The sequence below is a fragment of the Kitasatospora sp. NPDC051170 genome (assembly GCF_044455705.1).
Classification (GTDB): domain Bacteria; phylum Actinomycetota; class Actinomycetes; order Streptomycetales; family Streptomycetaceae; genus Kitasatospora.
Window position 1 is genome coordinate 133,976 of sequence record NZ_JBITFA010000002.1, and the last position, 22,705, is coordinate 156,680.

Consider the following 22,705-nt stretch of genomic DNA (forward strand, 5'->3'; position numbering starts at 1 on the left):
GACGGCTGGTCCGACGCAGGTGTCGAAAGGCTCATCAGGACACTCCGAGGTCGTTGTCGATCAGGTTGAAGATCTCGTCGTCGGTCGATTCGTCGAGCCGCTCGGCCAGGTCCGTGCCGTCGGCGCGGCGGTCGGCGGCGCTCGCCCGGTCCAGCAGGCCGCGCAGACGGCGGGCCACGCCGTCCTCGCCCCGGCCGTCCTGGAGCCGCTGGAGGATCCAGTCCTCCAGGCGGTCCAGGTCCAGGCCGTCGAGGTCCGGGCCGTCGAGGCCAGGTCCGTCGAGGGGGGCCTGCGCCCGGATCCGTTCCGCCAGCAGCTCCCGCAGGTGCTTGGCGAGCAGCACCGGCTCCGGGAAGTCGAACAGCACGGTGGGTGGCAGCGGCAGGCCGGTGAGCCGGGCCAGCCGGTTGCGGAACTCCACGGCGGTCAGCGAGTCGAAGCCGAGATCGAGGAAGCCGCGCTCCGCACCGACCGCCCTCGGGTCCGGGAACCCGAGCACGGCGGCGGCCTGGGCCCGGACGAGGTCGAGCAGCACCGCCTCCGACTCCTGCTCCGACAGGCCCGCCAGCCGGTCGGTCAGCGGCACCTCGGCCGGGCCGTCGGCCCGCTCCGCCCGGCGCGCCGGGCGCGGCAGGAGGCCGCGCATGACCGCGGGCGCGTCGCCGCGCCGCGCCCGCAGGGCGGGCAGGTCCAGCCGGACCGGCAGCAGGACGGGTTCCTGGCCGGCGCAGGCCGCGTCGAAGAGCTCCAGCGCCTCGCGGTCGGACAGCGCGGCCACACCCGACCGGGCCAGACGCCGGAGGTCGGCGTCGCCGAGGGTGCCCGCCATGCCGCCGTGCTGGGCCCACAGGCCCCAGGCCAGCGAGGTGGCGGGGAGCCCCTGTGTCGCGCGGTGGCGGGCGAACGCGTCCAGGAAGGCGTTGGCGGCCGCGTAGTTGCCCTGCCCGGCCGTGCCGAGCGTGCCGGCGGCCGAGGAGAACAGGACGAACGACCGGAGCCCCAGGTCCTTGGTGGCCTCGTGCAGGTGGACGGCGGCGTCGACCTTGGCCCGCAGGACGGCGGTGACCTGCCGCTCGGTCAGCGATTGGACGACGCCGTCGTCCAGCACACCCGCGGCGTGCACGACCGCGGTCAGCGGACGCCCGGTCGGCACGGCGGCCAGCAGGCCGTCGACCGCGTTCCGGTCGGACAGGTCGCAGGCCACCAGCTCCGCGTCGGCGCCCAGTTCGGCGAGGTCCGACAGCAGCTGCGCCGCGCCCTCGGCCGCCGGGCCGCGGCGGCTGACCAGCAGCAGCCGCCGCACGCCGTGCGCGCTCACCAGGTGCCGGGCGAGCAGGCCGCCGAGCGCCCCGGTGGCGCCGCTCAGCAGGACGGTGCCGTCGGCGGTGAAGCCGCCCCCGGCGGCCGCGTCCGGCGCGGCGAGGTTCGCCCTGGCCAGCCTCGGCGCGTACAACACGCCGTTCCGTACGGCGAGTTGGGGCTCCTCCTCGGAGGGCAGCAGGAGCGCTCCGAGGCCGGCGGGTTCCGCCAGGTCGATCAGGAGGAACCGGCCGGGGTGCTCCGCCTGGGCGGCGCGCAACAGGCCCCACACCGCCGCTCCGGCCAGGTCCGGTACGGCGTCGGTGGACCGGACGCCGACCGCACCGCGGGTGGCCACCACGAGCCGGGTGTCGGCGAGCCGGTCGTCGGCCAGCCAGTCCTGCACCGTGCGCAGGGCGCCGAGCACGGCCCGTTCGACCTCGGCCGGGTCGGCACCGGAGGCCGGCGGCGAGGCCGGTGCCTCCAGTACGACCGCCTCCGGTGGCCGTGCCCCGCCGTCCAGGGCGGCCAGCAGTGCGGCCAGGTCCGGGTAGGTGCCGGCGTTCGGCACCGGCGCGGCCCCGGTCGTGCCGAGGACCGCCCAGCGCGACGCGTCGTGCTCCGGGAGCGGCGCGCCCGGGACGGGCACCCAGTCCAGCCGGTAGAGCGAACGGGAGCCGCTGCGGGAGCGCTCCAGGGCGCCGGCGGGCAGCGGGCGCAACGTCACCTCGTCGATCGAGAGCACCGGCCGGCCGGCCTGGTCGGCGGCCTGGAGCCGGTAGCCGTCGATGCCGCGCGGCGCCAGGCGCACCCGCAGGGGGCCGGACTCGGCCGCGTGCAGGGTGACGCCGGAGAACGCGAACGGGAGCCGGTCGTCGTCCTGGCCGGTCAGCACGCCCAGCTTCAGGGCGTTCAGCGCCGCGTCGAGCGCGGCCGGCCGGATGCCGAAGTGCTCGTGGTCGGCCGAGGGCTCGGCGGCGGCGACCTCCACGAAGATCTCGTCCCCCCGGCGCCAGGCGGCCCGCAGGCCGCGGAAGGACGGCCCGTAGCTGAATCCGGCCTCGGCCAGCCGCTCGTACAGTCCGTCCGAGGGGACGGGCCGGGCGCCGGCCGGCGGCCAGACCCGGAGGTCGGTGCCGTCGGTGTTCTCGGCGTCCCCGGCGTGCTCGGTGTCCTCGGTGTCCTCGGGGCGGAGGGCGCCGCCGGCGTGCCGGGTCCAGACCGGGTGGTCGGCGGGATCGGCCTCCTCGGGGCGGGCGTACACGTGCACCGGCCGGTCCGCGGAGCCCTCCTCCGGCTCCCCGACCACCAGTTGCAGCAGGAGCACACCGGAGTCGGGCAGGACCAGGGGTTCCTCCAGCACCAGCTCGGCCACCCGTGCGCAGCCCGTCTCGGCGCCCGCGTACCGGGCGAGTTCGAGCAGGGCGGTGCCCGGGACGACGACCGTGCCGAGGATGGCGTGGTCGGTGAGCCAGGGGTGCGTCGTCCGGGAGAGCCGTCCGGTGAAGACCGTCCCCGCCGAGGCGGCGAGCGGTACCGCCGCGCCGAGCAGCGGGTGGTCGGACCGCACCAGGCCGGCCGCCTCGACTCCGGCACCGGCCGCGCCGGTGGAGGAGAGCCAGTACGGCCGGTGGCGGAAGGCGTAGGTCGGCAGCTCGGCGGCGGTCCGGGAGTCGGCCCGCTCGCCCAGCAGGCCTGTCCAGGACACCGCCGCACCGAGTGCCTGCGCCCGCCCGACCGCCTCCACCAGGGTGTGGGCCGGGGGGCGTCCGGCGCGCTGCGTCGCCACGAAGCCGGCCTCCACGGGCCGCCCGGCCAGGGCCTCCTGGGCCATCGCCGTGAGGATGCCGTCGGGGCCCACCTCGACGAAGAGGGTCGTGCCCAGGTCGGCGAGCCCGTGCACGCAGTCCTGGAAACGGACGGCCTCGCGGGCGTGCCGCGCCCAGTACTCCGGGCCGAGGGCGAGTGGCTCGCCGTCGCCCGGCCCGGTGGCGCCGAGCGGGCGGCCGGTCAGCCCGGAGACGAACGTGATCTCCGTCGGAGCGTGGTCCAGTTCGGCCGCCGCCGAGCGCAGGGCGTTCAGCGCGGGCTCCATGTGGGACGAGTGGAAGGCGTGGCTGACCCGCAGCCGGCGGGTCTTGCGGCCCTGCCCGCGGACGAGCTCGGCCACCGCCAGGACCTCCTCCTCGTCACCGGCCAGCACCACCGACGACGGGCCGTTGACCGCCGCGATCGAGACGGCGTCGGCCCGCCCCGCGATCAGCGGCAGGACCTCGGCCTCCGACATCTGGAGCGCCACCATCGCGCCGCCCGGGGGCAGTTCCTCCATGGCGGCGGCCCGGGCCGTCACCAGGGCGGCGGCGTCCGCCAGGGACAGTGCCCCGGCCACGTGGGCGGCGGCCAGCTCGCCCACCGAGTGCCCGGCGACGGCGTCGGGGCGCAGGCCCCAGGAGGCCAGCAGCCGGGACAGCGCGACCTGGAAGGCGAACAGCGCGGGCTGGGTGAACCCGGTCCGGTCCAGCCGCTCGTCGAGCCCGGAGTCAGGCTCGGGGGCCGGCTCGGCGAGGAGCAACTCCGCGAGCGGGCCGGTCAGTTCCGGGCCGAGCGCCGCGCAGGCCTCGTCGAGCGCGCGGGCGAAGACCTCGTACTCCCGGTACAGCTCGCGCGCCATGCCCACGGACTGGGAGCCCTGACCGGTGAACAGGAAGGCGACCCGTCCGGCCGGGGGTGCGGCCGTGTCGGCCGTGCCCGGCAGCTCCCCCCGGGCGAGCGCGGTGAGGCCGCGCAGCAGCTCCTCGCGGTCGGCGCCGGTGACCACCGCGCGGTGCTCGAACAGGGTGCGGGAGGAGACCAGGGCCCGGGCGATCCCGGCCGGATCCAGGTCGGGCCGGTGCTCGGTGAACGCCCGCATCCGCTCGGCCTGCGCCCGCAGGCCGTCCGCGGTCCGCGAGGAGAGCACCCAGGGCACCACGGTCGTCGCGCCCGGGGCCTGCTGCCCGGGGGTGACCGGCGTCTTCGCCTCGGACTGCGGGTCGTACTCCAGGACGACGTGGGCGTTGGTGCCGCTGAGGCCGAAGGAGGAGACGCCCGCCCGGCGCGGGCGCCGGGTGTCGGGCCAGTCCTGTTGCTCCGTCAGGAGCCGGACCGCGCCGGCGCTCCAGTCCACGTGCGTACTGGGCCGGTCGACGTGGAGCGTCCTGGGCAGGACGCCGTGACGCATGGCCATCACCATCTTGATGACCCCGCCGATCCCGGCCGCCGCCTGGGCGTGTCCGATGTTCGACTTCAGCGAGCCGAGCCACAGCGGATGCCGCTCGTCGTGCTGCCGGCCGTAGGTGGCCAGGATCGCCTGGGCCTCGATCGGGTCGCCGAGGTTGGTGCCGGTGCCGTGGGCCTCGACCGCGTCGACCTCGGCCCCGGAGAGCCCCGCGTCGCGCAACGCGGCCTGGATGACCTGCTGCTGGGAGGGGCCGCTGGGCGCGGTGAGTCCGTTGCTGGCACCGTCCTGGTTGACGGCGCTGCCGCGCAGGACCGCGAGCACCGGGTGGCCGTGGCGGCGGGCCTCGGAGAGCCGCTCCACCACCAGGACGCCGGCGCCCTCGGCCCAGCCGGTGCCGTCCGCCGCCTCGGCGAAGGACTTGCACCGGCCGTCGGGTGCGAGACCGCGCTGGCGGCTGAACTCGACGAAGGTGCGCGGCGTGGCCATCACGGTGACGCCGCCGACCAGGGCCATCGAGCACTCGCCGCGGCGCAGCGACTGCGCGGCCGTGTGCAGGGCGACCAGCGAGGAGGAGCAGGCCGTGTCGATGGTGACGGCCGACCCCTCGAAACCGAAGGTGTAGGCCAGCCGGCCGGACAGGATGCTGCCGCTGGTCCCGGTCAGCAGGTAGCCCTCGACGCCCTGCTCCTCCGGTGCGGCGGCGGTGGCGTAGTCGGAGGCCATGGCGCCGACGAAGACGCCGGTCCGGGAGCCCTTCAGGGACTTCGGGTCGATACCGGCGCGCTCGACCGCCTCCCAGGCGGTCTCCAGCAGCAGCCGCTGCTGCGGGTCCATGGCCAGGGCCTCGCGCGGGGAGATGCCGAAGAACTCGGCGTCGAACCCGGTCGCGACCTCGTCCTCCAGGAGCCCGGCCGCCGTGGCGTAGAACGTGCCCGGGTGATCGGGGTCGGGGTGGTACAGGGCGTCCAGGTCCCAGCCGCGCCCGGTGGGCAGCGGGCCGACCGCGTCCGTGCCGGACGCCACCAACTGCCAGAGGGCCTCGGGCGAGTGGGCGCCGCCGGGGAAACGGCAGCTCATCCCGACGATCGCGATCGGCTCGTCGGCCACGGCCGACGGCGCCTGGGCGGCGGCCGGTTCCGGTGCCGCGGGGTCGGCGCCGAACTCGCTGCGCAGCCGCCGCACCAGGGCGTCCGGGGTGGGGTGGTCGAACAGCGTGGTGGCCGGCAGCCGCAGCCCGGTGGCCTCGTTGAGCCGGTTGCGCAGCTCGACCGAGGTGAGGGAGTCGAAGCCGAGGTCCTTGAACGCCCGTGAGCGGTCGACCGGCCGGCCGTCGCCGTAACCCAGCACCGAGGCGACGAGCGCGCGCACCAGCTCGCGCAGGATCTCCTCCTGCTCGGCCGCCGGTACGCGGGCCAGCCGCTGGGCCAGGCCGTCGCCGGAGCCGTCCGCCGCGCGGGCGGCACGCCGGGCCGGGGCCCGGACCAGACCGCGCAGCAGCGGGGCGACGGGGCCGGAGGCCGCGCGGCCGGCGAACGCCGCGACGTCGATCCGGGCCGGTACGAGGGCCGCCGCCGGCAGACCCAGCGACACGTCCAGCAGCCGCAGGCCCTCCGCCGTGGACAGCGGGGTCAGTCCGGCGCGGGAGAGCCGCCGCAGATCGGTCTCCGAGAGGTGGCCGGTCATCCCGCTGGCCTCGCCCCACAGACCCCAGGCGAGGGAGACCGCGGGCAGGCCCAGATCCGACCGGTGCCGTGCGAGGGCGTCCAGGAAGGCGTTGGCCGCCGCGTAGTTGGCCTGGCCGGGGTTGCCGAGCACGCCCGCCACCGAGGAGAAGAGCACGAAGGCGGACAGCCGCGAGTGCCGGGTCAGCTCGTGCAGGTGGACGGCCGCGTCCACCTTGGGGCGCAGCACCCGCTCCAGCTGGGCCGCGGTCAGCGAGCCCACCGGTGCGTCGTCGAGGACGCCCGCGGCGTGCACCACGGCGGTCAGCGGGTGGGCGGCCGGGACGGAGTCCAGCAGCGCGGCGACCTGCTCGCGGTCGGCGACGTCGCAGGCCGCGACGGTTACCTGCACCCCGCGCTCGCCCAACTCCTCGGCCAGCTCCGGCAGTCCGTCCGCCGCCAGGCCGCGCCGGCCCACCAGGAGCAGGTGGCGGACGCCGTACCGGTCGCTCAGATGACGGGCGATCGCGCGGCCGAGTGCCCCGGTGGCGCCGGTGATCAGGACGGTGCCCTCGGGGTCCGGTGCGAACGGGGAGGCGAGTGCGGCGTCCAGGTCGTTCCGGGGCACCCGGACCAGCCGGGGCGCGGAGCACTCGCCGTGGCGCACGCGCAGCTGCGGCTCGTCGGCGGCCGAGGCCAGCGCGGCCGGCAGGACGGCGCGGGAGTGCTCGTCGTCGTCCGTGTCGAGCAGGACGACGCGTCCCGGGTGCTCGGTCTGGGCCGACCTGGCGAGGCCCCAGACCGGGGCGTTCAGCAGGTCGGCGCTCTCCCGGGGGCCGTCCTGCGCCGCGTCGGGCACGGCCCGGCGGGTGAGCAGGGCCAGGCGGGCCGCGCCGAACCGGTCGTCGGCGAGCCAGTCCTGGAGCAGGGCCAGCGATCGCAGGGCGGTCGCGCCGGCCCCGGCGGCGAGGTCCACGGGGGCCTCGGCGGGGGCGGCCCAGCAGGTGACGACGGTCTCCGGGACGGTTCCGCCGGCGTCGAGCGCCGCGCGCAGCGCGGCGAGGTCGGGGTAGCGCTCGGCGGCCAGCGAGGCCGTGAGGCCCGCCGGGTCGGCGCCCACGACGGCGAGCCGGGGAGCAGCGGCCGGCGCGGCGGCGACCGGCGCCCAGTCGACCCGGTGGAGGGAGCCCGGGCGCGGACCGCCGGTGTCGGCGAGCTGTGCCACCGGGACCGGACGGAACGCCAGCGAGTCGGCCGTCAGCACCGGCTGACCGTCCGGATCCGTGGCGACGATCGAGACGGCGCCGTCGCCCACCCGGCTCAGCCGGACCCGCAGGGTGGTGGCGCCGACCGCGCCCAGGGTCACGCCGGACCAGGCGAACGGCAGCTTGAGCTGCTCGCCGTCCCCGGGTTCGGCGGTCGGCAGCAGAACGGAGACGGCCGGGTGCAGGGCGGCGTCGGACAGGGCCGGGTGCAGGCCGAAGCGGGCGGCGGTGTCGTACGCCTCCTCGGGCAGGGCGACCTCGGCGAACACCTCGTCGCCGCTCTTCCAGAGCGCCTGGACGCCCTGGAAGAGCGGGCCGTAGTGGTATCCGGTCCCGGCGAGTCGCTCGTAGAGGCCGTTCATCGTCACCGGCTCGGCCCCGGCTGGCGGCCAGGCGGCCTCGGCCACCGGGGCGGAGAGGCCGGTGTCCGTTTCCAGGAGGCCGGTGGCGTGCCTGGTCCAGGGCGCGTCGGCCGCTTCGCCGGCGGGCCGGGAGTGGACGCTCAGCGGGAGCCGTCCGGTGCCGTCCGGGCGGCCCACCACCAGCTGGAGGCGCACGCCGCCCTGGGCGGGAAGGGTCAGGGGTGCTTCCAGGGTGAGGTCGGCCAGGCGCTCGCAGCCGGCCTGCCGGCCCGCGTGCAGGGCGAGTTCGAGCAGCGCCGTGCCCGGGAGCAGCACGGTTCCGGAGACGGCGTGGTCCGCCAGCCAGGGGTGGGACTCCAGTGACAGCCGGCCGGTCAGCAGCATGCCGTCGCCGCTCGCCAGGGTGGTCGCCGCGCCGAGGAACGGGTGCTCGGCGGGGTCGAGACCGAGGGTGGTGGAGTCGGTGGTGCCGGTGGTGCCGGTGGCGGTGGTGTTGACCCAGTAGCGGCGGCGTTGGAAGGGGTAGTGGGGGAGGGTGAGGGGTCGGGGGTGGGGGGTGGTGGGCCAGGTGATGGGGGTGCCGCGGACGAAGGCTTGGGCGGCGGAGTGGAGGAGGCGGGGGAGTCCGCCGTCGTCGCGGCGGAGGGTGCCGATGACGAGGGGGTGGGTGTCGGTGGTGTCGAGGGTGTCTTGGAGGGGGGCGATGAGGACGGGGTGGGGGCTGATCTCGATGTAGGTGGTGTGGCCGTCTTGGGCGAGTCGGCGGGTGGTGGGTTCGAGGAGGACGGGTTGGCGCAGGTTGCGGTACCAGTAGTGGGCGTCGAGTTCGGTGGTGTCGAGGGGGCCGCCGGTGACGGTGGAGTAGAAGGTGATCGGGGTCGGCCGGGGCTCCACGTCGGCGAGCGCGGCCGTCAGCTCGTCGGCCAGGAACTCCACCTGGGCGGAGTGCGAGGCGTAGTCGACCGGGATCATGCGGGCGCGACCGCCGTCCGCCTCGACCCGGTCGCGCAGTGCGGCGAGGGTGTCGGGGTCTCCGGCGACGACGGTGGCGTTGGGGCCGTTGAGCGCGGCGATGGTGGCCCGGCCCTGGTGGGGTTCGAGGAGGGCGGCCACCTCCTCCCGGGGGAGGGCGAGGGAGAGCATGCCGCCTTGCCCCGAGAGTGCGCGCAGGGCCTTGCTCCGGAGGGCGACGATGCGGGCGCCGTCGTGGAGGGTGAGGGCTCCGGCGGTGCAGGCGGCGGCGATTTCGCCTTGGGAGTGGCCGATGACGGCGTCGGGGTGGGCGCCGAGGGATCGCCAGGTGGCGGCGAGGGAGACCATGACGGCCCAGAGGGCGGGTTGGACGATGTCGACGCGGTCGAGGGGTGCGTTGTGGTCGCGGACGGCGTCGTGGAGGTTCCAGTCGATGTGGGGGGCGAGGGCGTCGGCGCAGGCTTGCATGGTCTGGGCGAAGACGGGTGAGGTGTCGAGGAGTTGGGCGGCCATGCCGGTCCATTGGGAGCCTTGGCCGGGGAAGACGAAGACGGTGGGGCCGGTGAGGTCGGCGGTGCCGGTGACGAGGTCGGGGTGGGGGTGGTGGTGGGCGAGGGCGGTGAGGGTGTGGGTGGCGTGGGTGGGGTGGGTGGTGAGGGCGACGGCGCGGTGTTCGAAGAGGGTGCGGGTGGTGGTGAGGGCGGTGGCGAGGTCGCTGAGGTCGCGGTCTTCGGGGAGGTGGTGGGTGAGGTCGCTGAGGTGGGAGGCGAGCTCGCCCAGGGCGTCGGTGTCGCGGGCGGAGACCACGAGCGGGACCACGGACGGGACGGGTTCCCCGGCAGGGGCGGGTTCGGTCTGCACGGGGTCGGGCGCCTGCTCCAGCACCATGTGACAGTTCGTCCCGCTGATGCCGAAGGCGGACACCCCGGCCCGGCGCGGACGGTCGTCGGAGCGCCACTCCCGCTCCTCGGTGAGGAGCTCGACGCCGCCGGCGGACCAGTCGACGTGCGGGGTCGGCTCGTCCACGTGCAGCGTCCTGGGCAGGACACCGTGCTGGAGGGCCAGCACCATCTTGATGAGCCCGCCGATGCCGGCCGCGGCCTGGGTGTGCCCGATGTTCGACTTCAGCGAGCCGAGCCACAGCGGACGGTCGGCGGCCCGGTCCTGGCCGTACGTCATCAGCAGCGCGTGCGCCTCGATCGGGTCGCCGAGGTTGGTGCCGGTGCCGTGGGCCTCGACCGCGTCGACCTCGGCCGCGGAGAGCCGCGCGTCGGCCAGCGCCTGCCGGATGACCCGCTGCTGGGAGGGGCCGTTGGGGGCGCTGAGCCCGTTGCTGGCGCCGTCCTGGTTGACGGCGGAGCCGCGGATCACGGCCAGCACCCGGTGCCCGTTGCGCCGCGCGTCCGACAGCCGTTCCAGTACGAGCATGCCGGCGCCCTCGGCCCAGCCGGTGCCGTCCGCACCGGAGGCGAACGGCTTGCACCGGCCGTCCGGAGCGAGACCGCGCTGGCGGCTGAACTCCAGGAAGATGCCGGGGCTCGACATGACGGTCACCCCGCCGGCCAGGGCGATCGAGCACTCACCGGCGCGCAGGGCCCGGACGGCGAGGTGGGTGGCCACCAGCGAGGAGGAGCAGGCCGTGTCGATGGTGACCGCGGGGCCCTCCAGCCCGAAGGTGTACGCCACCCGGCCGGAGGCCACGCTCGTGGTGCTGCCGGTCAGCAGGTAGCCCTCCAGACCCTGCGCGTCCTCGTGCAGCCGGGGACCGTAGTCCTGGGCCATCGCGCCGATGTAGACACCGGTGGAGCTGCCCCGCAGTGACGCGGGGTCGATACCGGCTCCCTCGAACGCCTCCCAGGCGGTCTCCAGCATCAGCCGCTGCTGCGGGTCGATGGCCAGCGCCTCGCGCGGCGAGATCCCGAAGAAGTCCGCGTCGAACCGGTCGGCCTCGTACAGGAAGCCGCCGGTGCGGACGTAGCTCGTGCCGTGGTGGTCGGGGTCCGGGTCGTACAGCGCGGCCAGGTCCCAGCCGCGGTTGTCGGGCAGGTCACCGATGGCGTCGGTGCCGTCGGCGAGCAGCCGCCACAGGCGCTCCGGGGTGTCGGCGCCCCCGGGGAAGCGGCAGCTCATGGCGACGATCGCGATCGGCTCGTCCGGTTCCGGCGAGCCGGCGGCCGGCGTGGCGGGGGCGTCGTCGCGCTCCTCGTGCAGCAGCTCGGCGAGGAGGTGGTCGGCGAGCCGGCCGGGCGTGGGGTGGTCGAAGAGCACCGAGGCGGGGAGCCGCAGTTCGGTGGCCGCGGCGAGCCGGTTGCGCAGCTCGACCGAGGTGAGGGAGTCGAAGCCGAGGTCGCGGAAGGTGCGTCCGGCCTCGACGTCCTCCGGGCGGTGGTGGCCGAGCAGGGCCATGATGTGGGCGCGTACGGCGTCGAGCAGGACGGTGGCGCGCCGGCCCTCGGGCGCGGCCAGGACCTGTCGGAGCAGGACCGGACCGGAGTCGCCGGGCGCCGGTTCGGCGGGGCGCTGCGGGAGGTCGATCGCGTGGATCGCGTTGGTTGCGCCGGTGGCGCCGGTGGCGGTGGTGTCGATCCGGTGGCGGCGGCGTTGGAAGGGGTAGTGGGGGAGGGTGAGGGGTCGGGGGTGGGGGGTGGTGGGCCAGGTGATGGGGGTGCCGCGGACGAAGGCTTGGGCGGCGGAGTGGAGGAGGCGGGGGAGTCCGCCGTCGTCGCGGCGGAGGGTGCCGATGACGAGGGGGTGGGTGTCGGTGGTGTCGAGGGTGTCTTGGAGGGGGGCGATGAGGACGGGGTGGGGGCTGATCTCGATGTAGGTGGTGTGGCCGTCTTGGGCGAGTCGGCGGGTGGTGGGTTCGAGGAGGACGGGTTGGCGCAGGTTGCGGTACCAGTAGTGGGCGTCGAGTTCGGTGGTGTCGAGGGGGCCGCCGGTGACGGTGGAGTAGAAGGTGATCGGGGTCGGCCGGGGCTCCACGTCGGCGAGCGCCGAGAGCATCCGCTCCTTCAGCACCTCGACCGCGGGTGAGTGCGAGGCGTAGGCGGCCGGGACGATCTTGGCGCGGACATCGGCCTCCCGGCAGCGGTCGCGCAGTGCGGTGAGGGTGTCGGGGTCTCCGGCGACGACGGTGGCGTTGGGGCCGTTGAGCGCGGCGATGGTGGCCCGGCCCTGGTGGGGTTCGAGGAGGGCGGTCACCTCGTCCCGGGGGAGGGCGACGGAAAGGAGCCCCCCTCGGTCGGACAGCTCCTCCGACGCCAACCGGCTGCGGAGGGCGATGATGCGGGCGCCGTCGTGGAGGGTGAGGGCTCCGGCGGTGCAGGCGGCGGCGATTTCGCCTTGGGAGTGGCCGATGACGGCGTCGGGGTGGGCGCCGAGGGATTGCCAGGTGGCGGCGAGGGAGACCATGACGGCCCAGAGGGCGGGTTGGACGATGTCGACGCGGTCGAGGGGTGCGTTGTGGTCGCGGACGGCGTCGTGGAGGTTCCAGTCGATGTGGGGGGCGAGGGCGTCGGCGCAGGCTTGCATGGTCTGGGCGAAGACGGGTGAGGTGTCGAGGAGTTGGGCGGCCATGCCGGTCCATTGGGAGCCTTGGCCGGGGAAGACGAAGACGGTGGGGCCGGTGAGGTCGGCGGTGCCGGTGACGAGGTCGGGGTGGGGGTGGTGGTGGGCGAGGGCGGTGAGGGTGTGGGTGGCGTGGGTGGGGTGGGTGGTGAGGGCGACGGCGCGGTGTTCGAAGAGGGTGCGGGTGGTGGTGAGGGCGGTGGCGAGGTCGCTGAGGTCGCGGTCTTCGGGGAGGTGGTGGGTGAGGTCGCTCAGGTGGGAGGCGAGCTCGCCCAGGGCGTCGGTGTCGCGGGCGGAGACCACGAGCGGGACCACGGACGGGACGGGTTCCCCGGCAGGGGCGGGTTCGGTCTCCACGGGGTCGGGCGCCTGCTCCAGCACCACGTGACAGTTCGTCCCGCCCATGCCGAAGGAGGACACACCCGCGCGGCGCGGGCCCTCCGTTCCCGGCCAGGCGGTGGGCTCCCGCACGATCCGGAGGTTCAGTTCGGTGAACGGGATCGCGGGGTTCGGCCGCTCGAAGTTCAGGCTCGCCGGGAGCTCTTCGTGCTCGATGCTCAGCGCGGCCTTGATCAGCCCGGTGATGCCCGCGGCGCCCTCCAGGTGACCCACGTTGGTCTTCGCGGACCCGACGAGCAGGGGGCCCTGGCGCAGCCCCGCCGGGCCGAAGGCCGCGCCGAGCGCGGCTGCCTCGATCGGGTCCCCGACCGGCGTGCCGGTGCCGTGCAGTTCGACGTAGGCCACGGTGGACGGGTCGACCCCGGAGCGCCGGTAGGCCTGCCGCAGGACCTCCTCCTGCGCGTCGGCCGAGGGCCTGGTCAGGCCCTCGCCGGCCCCGTCGCTGTTGACGGCGGAGCCGCGGATCACGCAGTGCACGTGGTCGCCGTCCGCCAGCGCCCGGGACAGGGGCTTGAGCAGGACCAGTCCGCCGCCCTCGCCGCGGACCAGTCCGTTGGCGCGCTCGTCGAAGGTGTAGCAGCGCCCGTCGGGGGACAGGCCGCCGAACCGGACCACGGCGAGGGCGCTCTCCGGGGAGAGGTTGAGGTGGACGCCGCCGGCGAACGCGACCTCGCACTCGCCGGAGCGCAGGCTCTCGATCGCGAGGTGCACCGCCACCAGCGAGGACGCCTGCGCCGCGTCGACGGTCATGCTCGGACCGTGCAGATCGAGGTGGTGGGAGAGCCGGTTGGCGATCAGGCCGCGCTCCAGACCGGCCATCGTGTGCTGGGTGATGACCGCGGGACCGCCCCGGAGCACCTGCGCCGCGTGGTCCCCGGAGATAGCGCCGACGAAGACACCGGTCCGGCTCCGCCCGAGGTCCGCCGGGGTCAGCCGGGCGTCCTCCAGTGCCTCCCACCCGAGTTCGAGGGCCAGGCGCTGCTGCGGGTCCATCATCTCCGCCTCGCGCGGGGAGATGCCGAAGAACGAGGCGTCGAAGTGGTCCACGTCCTCGACGAAGCCGCCGAGCCGAGCACCGACCGGGCCGAGGTCCTCCGCCCACGGGCCCCAGCGGCCCTCGGGCACCTCGGTGATCCCGTGCCGCTGTTCGCGGAGCATCCGCCAGAACGCCCGGGGGTCCCCGGCCTGCGCGAGGCGGCAGGAGATCCCGATCACGGCGATCGGCTCGGGGGCGGTGGCGTCCTGGATGGCGTTGGTGCTGTCGGACTCGTGCATCGGCGTCAACTACCTCAATCCGTCTGATCAGGAGCCCGACGGTGCGGCGTCGGTCGTGGGGGAGTCGGCCCGGCGCAGGTGCTCCGCCAGCCGGTGGGGAGTCGGGTACTCGAAGACGTCCGCGAGCCGGACCCGCCGGCCCGTCTCGGTCTCGACCCGCTGGACCAGCTGCGCGCCCAGCAGGGAGTGCCCGCCGCTGGCGAAGAAGTTCGCCCGGTCGTCGACGTCCTCGCGGCCGAGCAGCTCGCGCCAGAGCGAGACCAGGAGCGTCAGCAGCTCGTCCTCGGAGTCGAAGTCCGCCCCGGGCTCGGTGCCGGCGGTGCGGCGTTCCTCGGCGAGGCGGGTCAGCGCCGGGTAGTCGATCTTGTCGTTGCCGGTGGTGGGCAGGACGTCCACGAAGACGAACTCGCTGGGGACGGCCGCGCGGGGCAGCCGGGCCCGGGCCTGCTCCCACAGCCGGTCGACCATGTCGGGCTTGTCCGGCCCGTCGACGAAGGCGACCAGTACCCCGTCCTCGCCGGGGTCGCCGACCACGACCACCGCGACGGTGCGCACGTCCTCGTGGGCGAGCAGCACCGACTCGACCTCGGCCAGCTCGATCCGGTTGCCGCGCAGCTTGACCTGGCGGTCGGTGCGACCGATCACCTGGAGCCTCCCGTCGGGCAGCCAGCGCGCCAGGTCGCCGGTGCGGTAGTGGCGCCCGTACCGGTCGTCGTGGCGGAACCGGTCCGCCGTCAGCTCCGGCCGGTCGTGGTAGTCGAGCGCGACGCCCGCGCCCGCGAGGCACAGCTCGCCGGTGACTCCGACCGGCAGCTCGTGGCCGTCCGGGTCGATGACGAAGGCGGTGGTGTTGGCGATCGGGCGGCCGACGGTGACCGTGGCGTGGCCGTCCGGCTCGATCCGGCCGGCCGCGGACCAGATGGTGGTCTCGGTGGGGCCGTAGACGTTCCACACCTCGCCGGCCGCCTGCCCGAGCCGGCGGGCCAGTTCCTCCGGCATCGGCTCCCCGCCGCAGAGCACCCGGCACGCGGAGAGCGCGGGCGCGGCGTCCTGGACGACCGTCCGCCAGGTGGTCGGGGTGGCCTGGACGATGCCGACCCGGTGCCGGCGGATCGTGTCGGCGAGGGCGCGGCCGTCGGTGCGCGCTTGGTCCGGCGCCACCACGATCCGGCCTCCGCCGAGCAGGGGCAGGAAGAGTTCGAGTGCGGAGATGTCGAAGGAGAAGGTGGTCAGCCACAGCACGGCGTCCTCGGAGGTCACCGCGAGCCGGCCGGCGAAGTGGTTCACCAGGTTCGCCAGGCTGCGGTGGCTGATCCGGGTGCCCTTGGGGCGGCCGGTCGAGCCCGAGGTGTAGATCAGGTAGGCGCAGGAGTCCGGCGCCGGCGGCTCGTCCCCGGGAGCCGCGGCGACCGTCTCCCCGGCCGGCGTCCGCGGTGCGCTCAGCGGCAGGACCGCGGACACCGCACCGCTCGGTACCAGGGCGGGGTCGTCGGCCAGCACGACGCGCGCGCCGGAGTCGGTGAGCTGGTACCGGAGCCGGTCCTGCGGGTGGCCGGGGTCGAGCGGCAGGTAGGCCGCGCCGGCCAGCCAGGTGCCGAGCGCCGCCGCGGCCAGGGCGGAGCCGCGCTGGCCGAGCAGCGCGACGACGTCGCCCGGGCCGACCCCGTGGGCGCGCAGGGCCCGCGCGGTGTCGCGGGCCGCCGCCAGCAGCCCGCGGTAGGAGGTCCGCCCCTGGTCGTCCTCGACGGCGGTCCGCTCGGGCGCCGCGGCCGTCCGCTCCAGGACGCCTTCGAGGACCGTGACGGGCCGGACCGGCCCGGCGGTGTCGTTGGCGGAGGCGACGGTCTCGCGGTCCGGCGCGCTGAACAGGTCCAGCCCGCCGACCGGCGCGGTGGGGTCGGCGCCGACCGCGAGGAGCAGCCGCTCGTACCGGCGCAGCAGGGCCTCCACGTCGCCCCGGTCGAACGCCTCGACGCAGTACGCCGCCCGCACACCGATGGAGCCGGGCGAGGACAGGACGAAGAACTCGAGGTCGAACTTGCTGTAGCCGTTCTCCACGACGACCGGCCTGGCCGTCATGCCGTCGATCTCGAACGGCGGCAGGCCTTCCCCCGGCACGTAGTTGAAGACGTGCCGGAACAGCGGGTTGTGCCAGGACGAACCGGTGCGCGGGATGTCCTCCAGCAGCCGGTCGATGGCCACGTCGAGCCTGGCGATGGTGCCCATGAACACCGAGCGGACCTGCTTCACCAGGGCGTCGAAGCCGTTCGCCGGATCGACCGCGCACCGCAGCGGCAGGACGTTGACGTGGTAGCCGATCGCGCCCTGCTCGCGGGCGCCGCGGGTGTTCACCGGTGAGCCGACGACGATGTCCGGCCCGGCGCCGTGCCGGGCCAGCAGCAGGTAGTAGACGGCCAGCAGGATGACGGCCTCCGGCGCGCGGAGCTCCTTCCCCAGCCTGCGGGTGGTCTCGCGGGCCTCCTCGGAGAGGTGGTGGAGCACCTGGTCCCCGCGCAGGGACGGGTCGGCGACCTCCGGTTCGCCGACCCACATGCCCAGCCCGTTCGGGTCGAATCCGCGCAGGTGGTCCCGCCAGAAGCCGAGACTGGCCTCGGTCGGCCGCGGCTCGGGCAGCGCCGGCCTGGTCTCCAGCAGTTCGGCGCGCGGGAGCCGGCCCGTGGCGAGGGCGTCGTAGACCTCGGTCAGCTCCGTCAGCAGGACGGCGCCGGAGATCGTGTCGAAGACCAGGTGGTGGACGGCGACGCAGACGTGGTCGCGCCGCGGGCCGCTCAGCCGCAGCGCCCGTACGAGCGGGCGGCCGTCGAGCTCGAAGGGGCGGGCCACGAAGGCGGCGAGGACGTCCCCGGCCTCCTCGTCGGAGCCGGTGGCCGACTCGACCACCACCTCGGCGCTCGGCAGGACCGACCTCGTCAGCGCGGTGCCGGTGGCCCGGAAGACCGTCCGCAACGCCTCATGGCGGCGGACCAGCAGCGTCAGGGACTCCTGGAGGACGTCCGGGCGGATCCGTCCGTCGACCTCGAAGGCGAGCGAGAGGTGGTTGACGGCGCTGCCCGGAACCATCTGTTCGAGCAGCCACAGCGCCGACTCCTTGCGGTCCGCGGGGAGAGCGGTCACGAGAGCTCCAGCAGCAGGTCGTCGACCACCGACGCGACCGCGTCCGAGCGCAGCAGCTCGGCGTGCTCGACCTCGACCCGGATCTCGCGGGCGACCAACCGGTGCTCGCCGGCGGGCAGATGGGCCCGGATGCCGTTGAGGCCGCTGGTCGGGCTGACCGAGGTGATCGCGACCGCCGAGGACCAGCGCGCCAGGGCGTCGTACCGGCCGGCGGCGGACAGGTAGGTCATGAACGAGGAGAAGGTCGCGAAGAGCTCGGCCCGGCGGATCCCGTCCAGGCCGGCCCGGGCGAACGCGACCTCGCCGGTCCGCCGGAACAGCTCGATGAGGCGCTCCGACAGGACGCCCAGGTCGGTCGTGCTCTCCTCGGCGATCCGCCCGGCCTCCTGGGCCGCGGCGATCTCCTCGTCGGTGGCCACCGACCGCATGAACTCCATGACCTTGTGGAACTGCCAGAAGAGGGTCGGGCCCGTGGACGGCTCGGGGTCGAAGAGCACGACGAGGGGGCTGCGCTCCTGCGTCCGCGCGATCCGGGCGGCCAGCTCGGCCGCGTACACGCCGCCCACGCAGTAGCCGAACACCGCGCGCACCTCCGGCAGTTCGGCGCCGAGGCCCCGGTGCCACCGGTCGAGGTAGGCCTCGCCCGTCATGCCGGTCTCGGTGCCGGCGGCCGGCGGGAGGCTCTCCCAGAGGCCGGTGTCGGCCTTCAGCATCGGGGCGAGATCGGTGAAGCGGGCCTCCGGCCGCCCGGTCACGTCGAAGTCGACGGCGAGGACCACCTCCGGGCGGTCTCCTGCGGACAGGACTTTCCAAGCGTCGTGCTGCGGCATGCGACTTCTCCTGAGCGGAAGCGGAAAGGCTGGAGGAAGGAATCAGGGCGCCCGTGGGCCGGCCGCGCGGAGCCCGCGCGGCCGACCCACGGGGCGAAGGTTGCCTGACGCGGCACCAGTCAGCTGACGATGTCGAAGTCGACCCATCCGGTGGCGACCGTGACCGGGGGGAGGAAGGTCGCGCCGGGGTTCTCCGGGTCGAAGGTGCCGCTGTGCCGGTGCACCACCAGCGTTCCGTCCCGGTGCAGGGCCAGCAGGTCCGGGTGGCCGTCGCCGGTGATGTCGGTGATGTCGATCACGGACGCGTCGTTCCACCCCGTGCCGAGCCGGTGCGAGGCGCCGTGGCCGAGCGGTTCGGCGGACGCGCCCTTGCCGCCGGCGTAGACCTCGTAGCAGGAGAGCGTGCCGTCGGAGTGGCGCACCAGCAGGTCCGGCTCGCCGCTGCCGGTGACGTCCGCGAGGCCCACCGGCAGGTCGGTCTCCGCGAGGACGGCGAAGTCCTGCGGGGGCGCGAAGGTCGCCCCGCCGTCGACCTTGCCGCTGTGCAGGATCCGGTGGATCTCCCCGGTGCCCTGTACCCGTCCGACGATGTCGACCGTCCCGCTGCCGGTGAGGTCGCCGAGGGCGATGGTGTCGTAGGTGCGCTCCGGGGGCTTCCCCCCGACGTGGATGGGCTCGCCCAGGGTGCCGAGGCCGTCGAGCCCGCCCTGGTTGAGGAAGATCAGGCAGCGGTCGTCGTCGGTGATGCAGACGATGTCGGCCGTCCCGTCTCCGGTCAGGTCTCCGGCGCACAGCCACAGGTGCGAGCCGAAGCCGGTGCCGATCAGCACCGGAGCGCCGTACGTCTCCGTGCCCTTGAACTCTCCGCCGTGCGGAAAGACGAACAGCTCTCCCGTCCTCGCGTTCCGGACGAGCAGGTCCTGCCGTCCGTCGCCGTTGAAGGAACCGGACCGGAATACGGCCGGAACGAAGCTCAGTGTGCCCATTCTCAATTCCCCGGGGAATGCGGAGCCGACTCGGTGTTTTCGGAATCGAACGTAACCAGCGGCGCTGCCGGGGTGAACCCCAGGAAGTGCCCGCCACCCGGCCCCTGCCCGGCGTCTGGGGCCGTCACCGGCCGATCCCCTAGACCCCCAGGCCGAGTAGGGGTTGCTCCCCCAGAGGGCCCCGAACAGGATTGCAGCGCACATTCCCATTCACACTGCGGTGTCTCGCCCGCGCGGTTCCCCGGGAATCGCGTGCGACGAAAGGACGGCACATGGAAAGGCCCGGAGAACCGGCGACCGACGACCGAGGGCCGCACCGGCTCGCGGTACTCGGGGCCGGTGTCATGGGGACGAACATCACGACGCTGGCACTCGGCCACGGCGTGCCGGTGACCCTGATCGACGTCGATCCGGCCAGGCTCGGCGAGGCGTCCGAGCTGATCGCCCGGCAGCTGCGGATGGCCCGGCTGATGAACGCCCTGCCGGAGGGCGTGGAGACCGGCGAGCTGCGCACCGGGACCGCCGTCGAGGACGCCGCGGACGCGACCGCCGTGATCGAGGCCGTGACGGAGGACGCCGGGATCAAGGCCGAGGTGCTGGCCAAGGCCTCCGCGGTGGTCCGCCCGGGCACCCTGATCGTCTCCAACACCTCCTCGATCCCGATCGACGAGCTGGCCGCGTCGGTTCCGGACCCGGAACGCCTCGTCGGCGTCCACTTCATGAACCCGACGTACCTGATCCCGACGGTCGAGGTCATCCGCGGCCCGCGCACGGCGGACTCCGCGATGGCGGCGGTCACCGCCCTGCTGACGGCCGTCGACCGGCGGCCGATCGAGGTGAACGACGGGCCGGGCTTCGTCACCAGCCGCATCCTGCACCGGATGATCAACGACGCGGTCCGGGTCGTCGAGGAGGGCCGGGCGAGCGCGGAGTCGGTCGACGCCCTGATGCAGGGCTGCCTGGGGCACCGGACCGGGCCGCTGCGGACGGCCGATCTGATCGGCCTGGACAATCTCGCGGATTCGCTGCGGGTGTTGCACGAACGCACAGGTGACGAGGGGTTCCGCCCCGCCGGGCTGCTGGTGCGCATGGTTTCCGAAGGCAGGCTCGGCCGCAAGAACGGCCGGGGTTTCTACGAGTACGGGGAGGCGTCGTGACGATCGCGGCCGATGGAAGGTCCGAGCTGGGAGCGCAGCCGCAGGGCGGTGTCGGGCAGCAGGTGCTGGAGTTCCTGCTGGCCCGGACCAAGACCGCCTGGAAGGCGGACCAGGACCTGTTCGCGTCCGGGACGGTGTCCTCGCTCTTCGCGATGGAGCTGGTGGTCTTCCTGGAGAAGGAGTTCGGCGTCACCATCGGCGGGGCGGACCTGCGGCTGGACAACTTCCGTACGGTGAACGGCATGGTCGCCCTGGTGGCCCGGCTGCGCGAGGAGAAGGCCGGGGCGCGTGGTGAGTGACCGTCTCGCCGAGGCCTGTGCCCTGGCGACCGCGGCCGTCGGCGACCAGGCCGACGGCTGGGACCGCGCGGGTGTGATCCCGGCCCAGCTGGTGCGCGGGCTCGGCACCAAGGGGCTGCTCTGCGCCCAGGTCCCGGCCGAGTACGGCGGCCTGGGCTTCAGCAGCCTGGACAACGGCGAGTTCACCGCTCACGTGGGCAGCCTGTGCTCCTCCCTGCGCAGTCTGATGACCTCGCAGGGGATGGCGGCCTGGACGCTGCAGCGCCTCGGCGGGCGGGAGCACCGGGAGGCCTTCCTGCCGAGGCTGACCGGCGGTGAGCTGGCGGCGGTGGCGTTCAGCGAGCCGGAGGCCGGCAGCGACCTGTCGGCGATGAGCACCACCATCACCCCCGACGGCGACTCGATCGTGATCGACGGGCGGAAGACGTGGATCACCGCCGCGGCCTACGCGGATCTGCTGGTGGTGTTCGGGCAGCACCCCGACGGGGCCGCCGCGGTGGTCGTTCCCGCGGATGCCCCGGGGGTGCGGATCGAGCGCGTGCCGGACCCGCTCGGCTGCCGCGCGGCCGGTCACGCCGAGGTGGTGCTGGACTCGGTCCGCGTCCCGGCCGACCACATGCTGCCGAGCGCGGGCCAGCCCGTCGCGCTGCTGGTGACCTCCGCCCTGGCGTACGGCCGGATGTCCGTGGCCTGGGGCTGCACCGGGATCCTGCGGGCGTGCCTGGCGGCCACGGCCCGTCATGCGCGCACCCGTCGGCAGTTCGGCCGTCCGATCGCCGAGCACCAGCTGGTGATGCGTCACCTCGCCGAACTGCTCGTCGCCGAGCAGGCCGCGGCCCGGGCGTGCGAGCACGCCAGCCGCTGCTGGGACGAGGGCTCGCCGGACGTGGTGACGGCGACGGTGCTGGCGAAGCACGTCGGCGCGACGAACGCGGCCAGGGGAGCGGCCGAGGCCGTTCAGGTGCTGGCCTCCGCCGGGGCGCGGGACGGCGGCGTGGTCGCCCGGGCGTACCGCGACGCGAAGCTGATGGAGATCATCGAGGGCAGCAGCGAGATCTGCCAACTGATGCTGGCCCAAGCCGCGTTGGCGACCTGGGGATGAGGAGGGACGGGATCGTGTCGGAACAGCACGCCGAGCCTGCGGCTCTGGTGAAGTGCTTGGTCTGGGACCTCGACAACACGCTCTGGCAGGGCACGCTCTCCGAGGACGAGGAGGTCGTCTTGCCGGAGTCCGTACGGGAGGTCGTCCTCGCGCTGGACGCCCGGGGCATCCTCCAGGCGGTGGCCAGCAAGAACGACCACGACCACGCCTGGGGCAAGCTGGAGAAGCTGGGCATCAGCGAGTACTTCGTCCTGCCGCACATCGGCTGGGGCCCGAAGTCCGAGTCGGTGCGGTCGATCGCGGACGGGCTCGCCTTCGCTCCCAGGACGATCGCGTTCATCGACGACCAGCCCGCCGAGCGGGCCGAGGTCGCCTACCACCTTCCGGACGTGCGGTGCTACTCCGCGGACCAGGTGGCGTCGCTGGCGTCGCTGCCCGAGTTCAGTCCGCCGGTGTCGACGGTGGACTCGCGCCGCCGGCGCCGGATGTACCAGGCCGGCTTCCGCCGCGAGGCGGAGCGGGCCGGATTCACCGGCCCGGACGAGGACTTCCTCCGCTCGCTGGACCTGGTCATGACCATCGGGCGGGCCACCGACGAGGAACTGACGCGGGTGGAGGAACTCACCCTGCGGACCAGCCAGATGAACGCGACCGGGGTGCACTACCCGGACGCGGCGCTGCGGGCCCTGATGTCCGACCCGGAGCACGAGGTGCTGGTCGTCACGATGGCCGACCGCTTCGGCCCGCACGGCGCCGTCGGGGTGCTGCTGCTGGAGAAGCGGCCGGAGGTGTGGCGCCTCAAGCTCCTCGCCACCTCCTGCCGGGTGGTCTCGTTCGGGGCGGGTGCCGCGATCCTGCGCTGGCTGATCGACCAGGCGGCCTCGGCCGGGGTCCACCTGGCGGCGGACTTCCGCGCCACCGACCGGAACCGGATGATGGAGGTGGCGTACCGGTTCGCCGGTTTCACCGACCAGGCGTGCGCCTGCACGGCGGGCCTGTCCGCCGCGACCGGCGACGACATCCAGTGCCTGCACCTGGAACCGGCCCCGCAGGAGCCGCCGACCACGCTGCGGCTGTCGGCTCCGACCCTCGCCGGCTGAGCACCGGCCCCAGGACGGCCGGACCTCGGCCACCACGCGGCCGCCGGGCCGCGGAACACACACCCCCGATGTGTTC

8 protein-coding genes are annotated in these 22,705 nt (G+C 74.6%); 4 read left to right on the top strand and 4 right to left on the bottom strand.

The window, feature by feature from the left end; all coding sequences use genetic code 11:
• Window positions 1-34: 34 nt before the first annotated feature.
• From ACIBCA_RS04450 to ACIBCA_RS04465, 4 genes are all read right to left on the bottom strand, one after another.
• Entirely contained in the window at window positions 35-14,020 is a 13,986-nt protein-coding gene (locus ACIBCA_RS04450; RefSeq protein ID WP_396281320.1) for a type I polyketide synthase, read from the bottom strand.
• Between the two features lie 27 nt (window positions 14,021-14,047).
• Window positions 14,048-17,155 carry an amino acid adenylation domain-containing protein gene (locus ACIBCA_RS04455; protein WP_396281321.1) on the bottom strand — a complete coding sequence of 1,036 codons (3,108 nt, stop codon included), beginning with the start codon at window positions 17,153-17,155 and terminating at the stop codon, window positions 14,048-14,050.
• Window positions 17,152-17,985, bottom strand: coding sequence for a hypothetical protein (locus ACIBCA_RS04460; protein ID WP_396281322.1), 834 nt, complete (start codon window positions 17,983-17,985; stop codon window positions 17,152-17,154). The genes ACIBCA_RS04455 and ACIBCA_RS04460 overlap by 4 nt, the downstream gene beginning before the upstream one ends.
• 119 nt (window positions 17,986-18,104) lie before the next feature.
• Window positions 18,105-18,971 carry an FG-GAP repeat domain-containing protein gene (locus tag ACIBCA_RS04465; RefSeq protein ID WP_396281323.1) on the bottom strand — a complete coding sequence of 289 codons (867 nt, stop codon included), beginning with the start codon at window positions 18,969-18,971 and terminating at the stop codon, window positions 18,105-18,107.
• A 272-nt stretch (window positions 18,972-19,243) separates the two neighbouring features.
• Here ACIBCA_RS04465 and ACIBCA_RS04470 point away from each other — a divergent pair, with 272 nt between their 5' ends.
• From ACIBCA_RS04470 to ACIBCA_RS04485, 4 genes are read left to right on the top strand one after another with little or no spacing between them, the layout of a single operon-like run.
• Window positions 19,244-20,128: a 3-hydroxyacyl-CoA dehydrogenase family protein gene (locus ACIBCA_RS04470; RefSeq protein WP_396281324.1), complete on the top strand. Its 885-nt coding sequence runs from the start codon at window positions 19,244-19,246 to the stop codon at window positions 20,126-20,128.
• 2 nt (window positions 20,129-20,130) lie between these two features.
• Window positions 20,131-20,427: an acyl carrier protein gene (locus ACIBCA_RS04475; RefSeq protein ID WP_396281794.1), complete on the top strand. Its 297-nt coding sequence runs from the start codon at window positions 20,131-20,133 to the stop codon at window positions 20,425-20,427.
• Complete coding sequence (locus ACIBCA_RS04480) at window positions 20,420-21,529, top strand: acyl-CoA dehydrogenase family protein (RefSeq protein ID WP_396281795.1); 1,110 nt, start codon at window positions 20,420-20,422, stop codon at window positions 21,527-21,529. Before ACIBCA_RS04475 ends, ACIBCA_RS04480 begins: the two co-directional genes overlap by 8 nt.
• Window positions 21,526-22,629 carry an HAD-IIIC family phosphatase gene (locus ACIBCA_RS04485; protein ID WP_396281325.1) on the top strand — a complete coding sequence of 368 codons (1,104 nt, stop codon included), beginning with the start codon at window positions 21,526-21,528 and terminating at the stop codon, window positions 22,627-22,629. Before ACIBCA_RS04480 ends, ACIBCA_RS04485 begins: the two co-directional genes overlap by 4 nt.
• The last annotated feature ends 76 nt before the right edge of the window (window positions 22,630-22,705 follow it).